Origin of the sequence: Spirillospora sp. NPDC048911, from assembly GCF_043198015.1 — a bacterium.
GTDB lineage: Bacteria > Actinomycetota > Actinomycetes > Streptosporangiales > Streptosporangiaceae > Spirillospora.
The window spans coordinates 211,664-223,757 of record NZ_JBICUD010000003.1 but is presented as its reverse complement, the minus strand read 5'-3'; the positions used below and the strand labels follow the sequence as shown (position 1 = coordinate 223,757).

Annotated in this window: 5 protein-coding genes; all 5 read right to left on the bottom strand. The window is 73.0% G+C overall.

Going from position 1 to position 12,094, the window contains the following annotated elements; all coding sequences use genetic code 11:
- Positions 1 to 2: 2 nt before the first annotated feature.
- Genes ACGFNU_RS15205 through ACGFNU_RS15185 form a run of 5 tightly spaced genes read right to left on the bottom strand, consistent with a single transcriptional unit; the run spans position 3 to position 12,093 of the window.
- Positions 3 to 1,316 carry an MFS transporter gene (locus ACGFNU_RS15205; RefSeq protein WP_392593868.1) on the bottom strand — a complete coding sequence of 438 codons (1,314 nt, stop codon included), beginning with the start codon at positions 1,314 to 1,316 and terminating at the stop codon, positions 3 to 5.
- Positions 1,316 to 5,317: an amino acid adenylation domain-containing protein gene (locus ACGFNU_RS15200; protein ID WP_392593866.1), complete on the bottom strand. Its 4,002-nt coding sequence runs from the start codon at positions 5,315 to 5,317 to the stop codon at positions 1,316 to 1,318. Before ACGFNU_RS15200 ends, ACGFNU_RS15205 begins: the two co-directional genes overlap by 1 nt.
- Before the next feature lie 9 nt (positions 5,318 to 5,326).
- Complete coding sequence (locus ACGFNU_RS15195; protein WP_392593864.1) at positions 5,327 to 8,521, bottom strand: amino acid adenylation domain-containing protein; 3,195 nt, start codon at positions 8,519 to 8,521, stop codon at positions 5,327 to 5,329.
- Between the two features lie 9 nt (positions 8,522 to 8,530).
- Positions 8,531 to 11,692 (bottom strand): amino acid adenylation domain-containing protein, encoded by a 3,162-nt coding sequence (locus tag ACGFNU_RS15190; RefSeq protein ID WP_392593862.1) that lies wholly within the window; start codon positions 11,690 to 11,692, stop codon positions 8,531 to 8,533.
- Positions 11,689 to 12,093, bottom strand: coding sequence for a phosphopantetheine-binding protein (locus ACGFNU_RS15185; protein ID WP_392593861.1), 405 nt, complete (start codon positions 12,091 to 12,093; stop codon positions 11,689 to 11,691). The genes ACGFNU_RS15190 and ACGFNU_RS15185 overlap by 4 nt, the downstream gene beginning before the upstream one ends.
- Position 12,094: the final 1 nt, after the last annotated feature.

The window sequence follows — 12,094 nt, the reverse complement described above, 5'->3', positions numbered from 1 at the left end:
CTTCATTTCCGGGTGACCGGCCGGGAGCCGTCGCCGGGCTGTGCCCCGGGCTCGGCGGGCAGGTCTCTGCCGTGCTTCATCGGTCCGATGAACACCAAGATGTCGGTGACGACGTTGGCGGCCGTCAGGAGGAACAGCGCCGTCCGGACGTCGACGACGGTGCCGAGAGCACCGCCGAGGAGGCTGCCGAGCGGCCAGACGCCGAAGGTGATGAACCGCATCGTCATCGCGACCCGGCCGCGCATGCCGGGCGGGCAGTAGGCCTGCCGGAAAGCGCCCTGCGTCACGTTCCGGACGACGATGCCCGTGGCCCAGACCAGCGTTCCGGCGAGCGCAAGGACCAGCGGCGCGCCGCCGCCGGCGAGCGGGAACAGCAGCAGGAAGCAGTCGGTCACCGGGGCGGTCAGCAGGGTCCTGGCGGTTCCCAGCCGGCCGGCGACCTTGGGCGCGAGGACGGCGCCGAGCAGGCCGCCGGCGCTGATCGTGATCGTGGTGGCGCCGACCGCCCAGGGACTGAGCCCCGCGTCCCGGACCAGGAACACCACGACCAGCGCCTGGATGCCGGCCATGAGCAGGTTGGTGCTGGCGCTGGTCGCGGTGATCACCCGCAGATAGGGGTCGCGCGCCACGAACCCGATCGCCGCCCTGATGTCGGCCCGGATGGTGGTCCGCGGCTGATCCGGCCGCTCGTCCTGGCCGGGGGCCGGTTCCCGCGCGCGGATGGACCGCAGGCAGGCGGCGGCGACCAGGAAGCTGACCGCGTCGGCGAACAACCCGAGAACGGCCGAGGAGAGCTGGGTGATCGCTCCGCCGAGCCCGGGACCGGCGATGTTGGCCGCCTGCTCGGTGCCCGTCAGCCGGGTGTTCGCGGCCAGCAGGTCGCTCTTGCCGACCAGGAACGGCACGAAGGCGTGGTACGCCGCGGTGAAGACGACGTTCGAGCATCCGGTGGCGAACGCGATCGCGAGAAGGTACCCCATGGTCAGGGCGTCGAGCCAGGCGAGGATCGGGACGCTCACCAGCAGGATCGCCGAGGCGAGCTGGCAGCCGATCATCAGCGGCCGCAGCCGGTGGCGATCGGCCCAGGCGCCCGCCTGCAGCCCGCCCAGCAGCCACGGCAGCCAGATCATGGCGTTCAGCACGCCCATCATCAGCGTGTTCGCGCCCAGTGTCCGCAGGGCCACCAGGGGCAGCGCGAAGGTCGTCACGGCACTGCCGGTCTTGCTGATGGACTCCGCGGTCCACAGCAGCCGGAAGTCCCGTCCCCGTACGCCGCTGCCAGTGGTGGTGCCGGCGGTGGCGGTGTTGGCGGCCATCAGGCGGTCGTCCCGGCCGCGAGCGCCGTCATCCTGGCCGCGAGCAACGCTCCGATCTCCGCCATCGGGCCGGGTTTCATCATCTCGAAGTGGCCACAGCCGATGGTGGTTCGGTCGATGGTGCCGCTGACGTAGGGCCGCCACAGTTCCGATGGTTCGGAGATTCCGGGGCGGGCGTCCGCTGCCTGGACGAAGACCAGATCTCCGTGGAAGATCTCGTGCTCGCCGCCTCGGGCTATCCGCATCAGATTTCCGGACGCGCGCGGCAGGTCGGCCAGGATCTGCTCCGGGAGGCCGAAGCCCCTGGCGACGGCTTGTCTCAGCCGCCGCAGTGATGGTGGGTCGTCTGCGGTGTCGACGCTCAGGCCGAGATCCTGGGCCAGGGTGACCAGGATCGCCGTCTCGATCGCGCTGAGCGCGGCCGCGGGATCGGTGTCCGGGGGCCCGGGATCGGTGGGATACGCGTCCAGGAGAGCCAGGAGGTCCACCCGCTCGCCCTCGCGCTGCAGCCGGGCGGCGACGGCGTGCGCGATGTTCCCGCCCAGCGACCAGCCGAGAAGGCGGTAAGGGCCCGTCGGCTGAACCTCGCGTATGCGGCGGGCGTAGCTCGCGGTGAGCTCCGCGAGATCCCGAGGCCAGGCCGGCTCCTCGGCCATCTCCAGCTGAAGGCCGTACATGGGGAGACCGGCGGGCAGGTGCCGCTGCAAGCCGGAGTAGCACCAGGCCACTCCGGACACCGGGTGCACGCAGAACAGCGGCGGCTCGTCGCCGGACGTCCGGATCGGCACCACCGGATCGATGCGGGCCTGCGCGGCGGGGTCGGCGGCGAGCGACGCGATGACCCCGGCCACGGTGGGCGCCTGGAGGAACAGCCGGACCGGCAGATCGGTTCCCAGCGCCGCCCTTATGCGGCTCACCAGCCGGGTGGCCAGCAGCGAATGCCCCCCGAGCGCGAAGAAGTTGTCGTCGGCGCCCACCGAGTCCAGATGGAGAACCTCGGCGAACAGGCAGCACAGTGCTTCCTCGCGAGCGGTGCGAGCGGCCTGGGCGCCGGAGCTCGATCCCGTGCGATCGGGGTCGGGGAGGGCGTCACCGTCGAGCTTGCCGTTGGGGGTGAGCGGCAGGGCGTCGAGTGTCACGAACGCCGACGGGATCATGTGGTCGGGGAGCCTGGTCATGGCGTGGCGGCGCAACTCGCCGGCGTCGACGGTGCCGAGAGCGGTGCCGTCAGCGGTGTCGGCGGCGGCTCCGTCGGCGGGCACGAGGTAGGCCACGAGCCTGTCTTCTCTGGCCACCACCGCGGCCTGGCCGACCAGCGGGCTTTCGGTGAGAACGGCGGCTATCTCGCCGGGCTCGATCCGGAATCCGCGCACCTTGACCTGGTCGTCGGCCCGGCCGAGGAACTCCAGGACGTCGTCCCGGGTCCAGCGGGCGAGGTCGCCGGTGCGGTACATCCGTTCGCCGGCGCCGCCGAACGGGTCGGCGACGAACCGTTCGGCCGTCAGATCCGGGCGGCGCCAATAGCCCCGCGCCACCTGCGGGCCGGCCACGTACAGCGCGCCCGGGACCCCGGCCGGAGGCGGGCGCAGCCATTCGTCCAGCACGTACATCCGGGTGCCCGGCACGGGACGGCCGATCACAGGCCGGTCGCCGCTCACCCTGGCGACCGCCGAGTCCACGGTGCATTCGGTGGGGCCGTAGAAGTTCCAGCCCGCCGTGCCCTCGGTCCGGCCGACCTGTTCCCAGAGCCCGGCCCCGACCGCCTCACCGCCCAGGATCAGCACCGGCGGCCGGTTCTCCGCGGCGAGGAGCCCGTCCTCGGCCAGCCGTTCGGCATAGGAGGGGGTCACGTTCACCACGTCGATGCCGTGCTCGCGGACGTAGCCGACCAGGGCGTGCGCGTCCAGCCGGATGTCGTCGTCCAGCAGGTGCAGTTCATGGCCGGCCAGCAGGCACTGCACCATGTCCCAGGACGCGTCGAACGACAGCGCGGCCACCAGAACTGCTCGCAGCCGCCGCCCGGCCCGCCGTGCCGCGGGCTCGATGATCTCGTTGCGGAAGAACGCGGACAGGTTCGCCAGGCCCTGGTGGGTGGCGACCACGCCCTTCGGCCGGCCCGTCGACCCCGAGGTGTAGATCATGTACGCCGGGTCCGGCGGTTCCAGCGTCCTGCGGCGCTCGGCCGCGGCGACCGGCCCGTCCGGCAGCGCCGCCAGCTCGGCCGCCACCTCCGCCGAGCCCAGCACCAGCCGCCGGACACCGGGGGCAGCCTGGTCCGCCGCTCCGGCCGTGGTGATCACCAGCATCGGTGCCGCGTCCGCCAGCAGCGAGCGCACCCGTTCCGGGGGATGGGAGACGTCCACCGGCACGTACATCGCCCCGGCCGTCAGCACTCCCAGCATCGCCACCAGCGCGTCGGTGGATCGCGGCAACGCCACCGCCACCGGGTCGCCCGGACCGGCCCCGGCCGCGATCAGCAGGCGGGCCAGCCGGTTCACCCGTCCGGCCAGCTCACCGAACGACATCCGCGCGTCGCCGCACACCAGCGCGGTCAGGCCCGGCTCGGCCATCGCCCGCGCGGCGAACAGCTCCGGCAGCAGTTCCGGTCCGGCCATCGCCGGTTCGCCTTGGCCCAGGTCCAGCAGCGCCCGCTGCTCGTCCGGCGCCAGCAGCTCGGTCCGGCTCACCGCGACGTCCGGCGCAGCCACGGCCGCCGCCAGCACCCGCACGAGACCATCCGCCAGTGCCTCCGCGGTCTCCCGATCGAACAGGTCGAGGGCGTACACGACGCTGACGTCCAGTCCGGCCGGCCGGCCATCGGGGGCGAAGTGCTGCATCACCGCGAAGGTGAGGTCGACCTTGGCGGTCGGCGTGGGCACCGCCTCCATCTCCGTGGCCAGGCCGGGCAGCAGCTCCGCGGCCGGTGGCATGACCATGACGTTCAACATGACCTGGAAGAGGGGGTTGCGGGCCGGTGACCGCTCCGGGTTGAGGTGTTCGACCACCAGCTCGAACGGCGCGTCCTGGTTCTCCAGCACCGCCAGGGTCGTCTCGCGCACCCGGCCGACCAGCTCGGCGAAGGTGGGGTCCCCGGACAGCTCCGTCCGGACGACCACCGTGTTGACGAAGAAGCCGACCAGCTCGTCCAGTGCCTTGTCGGTGCGGCCGGCCAGCGGTGATCCGACCGGAATGTCGTTCCCGGCGCCCCACCTGCTCAGCAGCACGGCCAGTGCGGCGTGCAGCACCATGAACGGCGTCGCCCCGTTCGCCCGCGCCAGGTCGGCGACACGAGCGTGCAGGCCGGCGTCCACCGTCAATGTCACGGTGTCACCGCCATGGCCGGCGAACGCGGGCCGGGGGCGGTCGGTGGGCAGCGGCAGGCATTCCGGCGCGCCCGCCAGCTCCTTGGCCCAGAAGGCCAGCTGGCCCGCCAGGACGCTGCCGGGGTCGTCGGCCTTCCCGAGCAGGTCGGCCTGCCACAGCGTGTAGTCCGCGTACCGGACGGGGAGCGGCTCCCAGTCCGGCTCATGTCCCTCGCATCGTGCCCGGTAGGCACGCCCGACATCGCGCAGCAGCGGAGCCGTCGACCAGCCGTCCCCCGCGATGTGATGACCGACGAACACGAGCAGATGCTCGTCCGGGCCGGCGACGAACAGCGTCGCGCGAAACGGCGGCCGGGCGGCGGCCAGGTCGAACACCTGGTTCGCGGCGTGGCGCACGGCGGCCGCCAGGGCGCCGGGCCCGAGCCCGGCGACGACCGGCAGCTCCAGCCGGGCCTGGCCGGCGTCCAGCACCCGCTGGCAGGGCTCTCCGCCGGCGTCCGGGAAGATCGTCCGCAGTGGCTCGTGCCTGCGCACCACATCGTTCAACGCGGCGGCCAGCGCCCGGCGGTCCAGCGGCCCTCGGATCCGCAGCGCTCCCGTCAGGTTGTAGGTCGCGCTGGGACCTTCCAGCCTGTTCAGGAACCACAGCCGTCGCTGCGCGAACGACAACGGGATCATCGTGTCTCCTCAGCTCGTCGCTGGATCGGTCATCGGGCGCAGCGCGGGCCGGGCGGGCCGCGCGTCGGCGAGCAGGACGCTGAGATCGGCCACGGTCGGCGCCTGGAACACCGCCCGGACCGAGAGCTCGGCGCCCAGGTCGCTCCGTATCTGGTTGACCAGCCTGGTGACCAGCAGCGAGTGGCCGCCGAGGGCGAAGAAGTCGTCGTCGATCCCGATCGGCTCGCGGCCGAGCAGCTCGGCGAACAGCCCGCAGAGCACCTCCTCCCGGCGGTCGCGCGGGCCGCGGCCGGCCGGGGTGTGCGAGGCGCCGGGGTCGGGGAGGGCGTCGCGGTCGAGTTTGCCGTTGGGGGTGAGCGGCAGGGCGTCGAGTGTCACGAACGCCGACGGGACCATGTGGTCGGGGAGCCTGGTCATGGCGTGGCGGCGCAACTCGCCGGGATCGGCGTTGCCGTCGGCGGGGATCAGGTAGGCCACCAGGGTGCCGTCGCGCACGGTCACCGCCGCTGTGCCGACCAGCGGGCTCTCGGCGAGGACCGCGGCGACCTCGCCGGGTTCGACGCGATACCCGCGCACCTTGGCCTGGTCGTCGGCCCGGCCGAGGAATTCCAGGACGCCGTCGTGGGTCCAGCGGGCCAGATCGCCGGTGCGGTACATGCGCTCGCCGGGAGCGCCGAACGGATCGGCGACGAAACGTCCGGCGGTCAGCGCGGTCCGGCGCCAATACCCCCGGGCGACCTGCGCGCCGGCGAGGTACAGCGCGCCCGGCACCCCTGCCGGGACCGGGCGCAGCCACTCGTCCAGCACGTACACGCGGGTGCCCGGCACCGGCCGGCCGATCACCGGCCGGTCACCGCCCACCTGGGCGATCACCGAGTCCACCGTGCATTCGGTCGGGCCGTAGAAGTTCCAGCCGGTCACGCCGCCGACGCGGCCGACCCGTTCCCACAGCCCGGCCCCGACCGCCTCGCCGCCCAGGATCAGCACCGACGGCCCGCCCTGCCCGAACACCCCCTCCGTCATGAGCTGCTCGGCGAAGGAGGGGGTGACGTGCAGGACGTCCACCTCGTGGCGGCGGACGTAGCCGATCAGGCCGTCCGCGTCGCGGCGGACGTCGTCGTCCAGCACGTGCAGCTCGTGGCCGGCCAGCAACCACAGCGTCATGATCCAGACCGCGTCGAACGACAGCGCGGCCACCAGGACCCCCCGCAGCCGCCGCCCGGCCCGCCGCGCCGCGGGCTCGATCACCTCGCCGCGCAGGACCGCGAACAGGTTCGCCAAGCCCTGATGGGTGACGACCACGCCCTTGGGCCGGCCCGTCGAACCGGAGGTGTAGATCATGTACGCCGGGTCGGACGGCTCCAGCGGGCCGCGGCGCTCGGCCGCGGTGACCGGCCCGTCCGCCAGCCCGGCCAGCTCGGCCTCCGCCGACGGCGAACCCGGCACCAGCACCCGGAGATCGGCGCTCGCCGCCCCGGCAGCCAGCTCGGGAGTCGTCACCAGTACGCGCGGTGCCGCGTCCGCCAGCATGTACCGCACCCGGCCCGCCGGATAGGACAGATCCACCGGCACCCACATCGCCCCGGCGGCGAGCACGCCCAGCATCGTCGCGATCGCGTCCGCGGACCGCGGCAACGCCACCGCCACCGGGACCCCGGGGCCCGCTCCCGCGGCGATCAGCCACCGGGCCAGCCGGTTCACCCGGCCGGCCAGCTCACCGAGCGAGACCTGGACGCCGCCGCACACCAGCGCGGTCAGCTCCGGCTCCATCGCCGCCGCCCGCGCCGCGAACATCTCGGGCAGCAGTTCCGGTTCGCTCGTCGCGGGCCCGCCATGCCCGAGCTCCAGCAGCGCCCGGCGTTCCCCGGCGGTCATGATGTCGAGCCGGCCGACCGGGACGTCCGGTGCCGCCACGGCCGCCGCCAGCACCCGCACCAGTCCGCCGGCCAGCGCCTCGGCGCTCGCCCGGCCGAACAGGTCGAGCGTGTACTCGAGAGTCCCGGTCAGCCCGGCCGGCCGGCCGCCGGGACCGTACTCGTCGGTCAGGCTGAACGAGAGATCGACCTTGGCGGTCGGCGTGCGCACCCCCTCCATCTCCGCGTCCAGCCCGGGCAGCAGGTCCGCGTCACGCGGCACGTTCAGGAGGGTCAGCATGACCTGGAAGAGGGGATTGCGGGCCGGTGACCGCTCCGGGTTGACGTGCTCGACCACCAGCTCGAACGGCGCGTCCTGGTTCTCCAGCAGCGCCAGCGTCCGCTCGCGCACCCGGCCGAGCAGCTCCGCGAAGGTCGGGTCCCCGGAGACGTCCGTGCGCACGACCGCCGTGTTGATGAAGCATCCGACCAGATCGTCCAAGGCCTCGTCGGTGCGGCCGGCCAGCGGTGACCCGATCGGGATGTCGTTCCCAGCGCCCCACCTGCTCAGCAGCACGGCCAGCGCGGCGTGCAGCGCCATGAACAGCGTCGCTCCGCTCTCGCGCGCCAGGTCGACGAGGCGAGCGTGCAGGTCCGCGTCCACTGTCAACGGGACGGTGTCACCGCGATAGCTGGCGAACGCGGGCCGGGGCCGGTCGGTGGGCAGCGGCAGGCACTCCGGGGCGCCCGCCAGTTCCTTCGTCCAGAACTCCAGCTGCTCCGCCAGGACGCTGCCGGGATCGTCGGCCTTTCCGAGCACCTCGGTCTGCCACAGGGCGTAGTCCGCGTACCGGACCGGCAGGGGCTTCCAATCCGGCTCGCGTCCCTCGGACCGCGCCTGGTAGGCGCGCCCGACATCGCGCAGCAGCGGTGCCGTCGACCAGCCGTCCCCGACGATGTGATGGCCCACGATCATCAGCACGTGCTCGTCCGGGCCGAGGACGAACAGGGTGGCGCGGAACGGCGGCCTGGCGGCGGTGAGGTCGAAGACGTGGTTCGCGGCCCGGTGCTTCGCCGCCGCCAGGTCACCGGGTTCGACCCGGATGATCTCCAGCTCCGGGCGGGCGCTTCCGATCTCCAGTATCCGCTGGTAGGGCTCTCCCTCGGTGTCCGGGAACACCGTCCGCAACGGCTCGTGCCTGTCGATGACGTCGTTGACGGCCGCCGCCATCGCCTGGTGGTCCAGCGGCCCCCGCAACCGCAGGGCCCCCGCCATGTTGTAGGTCGCGCTGGGGCCTTCCAGCTTGTTCAGGAACCAGAACCTTCGCTGCGAGAAGGACAGCGGGATCATCGTGTCTCCTTAGGTCGTCGCCGCGCGGCTCATCGGGCGCAGCGCGGGCCGGGCGGGCCGGGCGCCGGCGAGCCTGGCACTGAGATCGGCCACGGTCGGCGCCTCGAACACCGCCCGGACGGAGAGCTCGGCGCCGAGCTCGGTCCGGATCCGGCTGGTCAGCCGGGTGGCGAGCAGCGAGTGGCCGCCGAGCGCGAAGAAGTCGTCGTCGATCCCGATCGGCTCGCGTCCGAGCAACTCCGCGTAGAGGCGGCACAGCACTTCTTCCTGGCGATCGCGCGGGCCCCGGCCCATCGGGGCGTGCGCATCGGCGGGGTCGGGGAGAGCGGCGCGGTCGAGCTTGCCGTTCGGGGTCAGCGGCAGGGCGTCGAGCGCCACGAACGCTGAGGGGATCATGTGGTCGGGGAGCTCGGCCATGGCGTGGCGGCGTACAGCATCGACATCGGCGCCGCCGGCCGGCACCAGGTAGGCCACCAGGCCGCCTTCCCCGACCACCACCGCGGCCTGGCCGACCAGCGGGCTTTCTGCCAGGACCGCGGCGACCTCGTCGGGCTCGATCCGGAACCCGCGTATCTTGACCTGGTCGTCGGCGCGGCCGAGGAACTCCAGCACGCCGCCGCGCGTCCACCGCGCCAGGTCACCGGTGCGGTACATCCGTTCGCCGGGCGCTCCGAAGGGGTCTGCCACGAACCGCTCCGCGGTCAGCCCGGGACGGCCCCCATACCCCCGGGCGACCTGGGCCCCCGCCACGTACAGCGCGCCCGGCGCCCCCACCGGGACCGGGCGCAGCCATTCGTCCAGCACGTACGCCCGGGTGCCCGGCACCGGGCGGCCGAGCACCGGCCGAGCGCCGCCGACCCGGGTGATCACTGAGTCGACCGTGCACTCGGTCGGGCCGTAGAAATTCCAGCCCGCCACGCCCTCGGCTCGGCTGACCCGCTCCCAGAGCTTGGCCCCGACCGCCTCACCGCCGAGGATCAGCACCGAGGGCCGGCCGTCCCCCTCCAGGAGGCCGTCCTCGGCCAGTTGTTCCGCGTACGAGGGGGTCACGTTGACCACGTCGACGCGGTGTTCGCGGACGTATTCGATCAGCGCGTGCGCGTCGCGGCGGACGTCGTCGTCGAGGACGTGCAGTTCATGGCCGGCCAGCAGGCACAGCACCATGTCCCAGGACGCGTCGAACGACAGCGCGGACACCAGGATCGCCCGCAGCCGCCGTCCGGCTCGCCGCTCGCCGGGCTCGAAGACTTCGCCGTGCAAGAACGCGAACAGGTTCGCCAGGCCTTGATGGGTGGCGACCACGCCCTTGGGCCGGCCCGTCGAACCGGAGGTGTAGATCATGTACGCCGGGCCGGACGGCTCCAGCGAGCCGCGGCGCTCCGCCGCGATGACCGGTCCGTCCGCCGATCCCGCCAGTTCGGCGACGGCTTCGGGGGAGTCCAGCACCAGCGGCCGCGCACCGGCCGCCTCCCCGGCCGCCGCGAACTCCGTCGTTGTGATCACGACGCGCGGCGCCGAGTCCGCCAGCATGAACCGCACCCGCTCGGCGGGGTAGGACACGTCCACCGGTACGTACATCGCCCCGGCCGTCAGAATCGCCAGCATCGCGACCACCGAGTCCGCCGATCGCGGAAGCAGCACCGCGACCGGGTCTCCCGGGCCCGCCCCCGCCGCGATCAGCCACCGGGCCAGCCGGTTCACCCGTCCGGCCAGCTCGCCGAACGACATCTCCACGTCGCCGCACACCAGCGCGGTCGACTCCGGTTCCGCCGCCGCCCGCGTCGCGAAGAGCTCCGGCACCAGCTCCGGCCCGGCCACTGCCGGCCGGGTCCGGCCCAGGTCCAGCAGCGCCCGCCGCTCCTCGGCCGCCAGCACCTGGACATCCCGCACCGGGACGCCCGGCGCCGTCGCCATCGCCTCCAGCGCCCGCACCAGCCTCGCCGCCAGTTCCTCGGCGCGTTCCCGGCCGAACAGGCCGGGCCGGTGTTCGACGTCCATCTCGATCACGTCGTCCGACGCCTGCACGGCGAGGCTCAGCGTGTAGTTGGTCTTGACGTCGGTCCGGACGTCGGACATGGCGAACCCGCCCGTCGTGCCGGCCCCGGGGAAGTTCTGGAACGACAGGTGCGCGTCGAAGAGCTCCGGCTGTCCCGCCGCGCGGCGGACCTCGACCAGGCCGAGATGGTGGTGGGGGATCAGCCGCGCCTGCTCGGCCTGGACCCGCGCCAGCATGGCGGCGGCCGTCTCGGCCCGGGTCAGGTCCTGGCGGATCCGGACCGGCAGCGTGTTGAGGAACATCCCCGCCATGTTCTGGATGCCCGGCACCTCGGGGGAGCGGCCGGTGACCGTGCCTCCGAACACCACGTCGCTCTGGCCGGTGGCGGTTCCGAGGGCCAGTCCCATCGCTCCCTGGAAGACGGTGTTCATGGTCAGGCCACGGCCGCGGGTGAAGCCTCGCAACCTCGTGACCAGTTCGGCGGGAATCTCCACGGTGAACCGCTCGCTGTCGGCCAGCCATCGTTCGGGCTCGGACGGAGCCAGCAGGGTCGGCCCCGGCAGCCCGGTGAGCGCGGTTCGCCACGAGCTCTCGGCCTCGGCGCGGTCCTGCTGGGCCAGCCACCGGTAATAGCCCTCGTAGGGCGGCGGCGCCGGCAGTCCGGTGTCGTCCCCGCCCTGCTCGTAAATCTGGGCCAGCTCGCCCAGCAGCAGCCAGGAAGACCATCCGTCCAGCACGGCGTGGTAGGTGCAGAGGATGAAGCGATGCCGGTCGGGCGCCAGGCGTACCAGCACGAACCGGGTCAGCGGCGGCTTCGTGAGGTCGAAGCGGTCCGTCCGGACGGCCTCCGCCAGCCGGTTCAGCCGCTCGGTGCGCTCGGGCTCGGGGTGGGCGGACAGATCGACCTGGCGCCAGAGCAGCGGTACCTCGCGCAGGACGACCTGGACTGTCTGGTTCGCCCGGTCCCGGCGGAAGCACGCGCGCATGCATTGATGCCTCGCCAGCAACCGCGCGCAGGCGGACCGCAGCGCCGCGACGTCCAGGGGCCCGGTCAGCAAGGCCGACAGGTACATGTTGTAGAGACTCGGGCCGGCCTCGTCGAACTCGGCGTGGAAAAGCTGCCCTTCCTGCAAGGGGGTCAGCGGCAGGACGCACTCGATGCCGGCGCGGTTCATGTGATGGTCTCCCATTCGCCCTCGGCACTGCCGGCGTGAGGATCGGCGCCGTCGTCCCCGAACTCGCCGAACTCGTCGTCCGCGAAGGTCAGCAGCGGCGATTCCACCGGCGCCGCGGATCGGGCGAGGGCAGTGGAGTCCGCGATGTCGCCGTCCGCGCCGGTGGCGGCGGAACGGTCGTCGATCACGGCGGCCAGCGCTTCGGGGGTCTGGTGGTCGAACAGGTCGCGCACGCCGAGAGCCAGGCCGGCCTCGCGCGCGCGGGCGACGACCTGAACCGCCAGGACGCTGTCGCCGCCCACCTCGAAGAAGCCGTCCCCGGGGCCGACGAGCTCCAGGCTGAGGACCTCTGCGATGACCCGGCAGAGCGTCGCCTCCGTCGTAGCGATGAGGTCGGTCATC

Bases quoted from the DNA above. Each gene is read 5' to 3' on its own strand.
- ACGFNU_RS15190 (WP_392593862.1), bottom strand. From the start codon at position 11,692: ATGAACCGCGCCGGCATCGAGTGCGTCCTGCCGCTGACCCCCTTGCAG.
- ACGFNU_RS15195 (WP_392593864.1), bottom strand. From the start codon at position 8,521: ATGATCCCGCTGTCCTTCTCGCAGCGAAGGTTCTGGTTCCTGAACAAG.
- ACGFNU_RS15205 (WP_392593868.1), bottom strand. From the start codon at position 1,316: ATGGCCGCCAACACCGCCACCGCCGGCACCACCACTGGCAGCGGCGTA.
- ACGFNU_RS15200 (WP_392593866.1), bottom strand. From the start codon at position 5,317: ATGATCCCGTTGTCGTTCGCGCAGCGACGGCTGTGGTTCCTGAACAGG.
- ACGFNU_RS15185 (WP_392593861.1), bottom strand. From the start codon at position 12,093: ATGACCGACCTCATCGCTACGACGGAGGCGACGCTCTGCCGGGTCATC.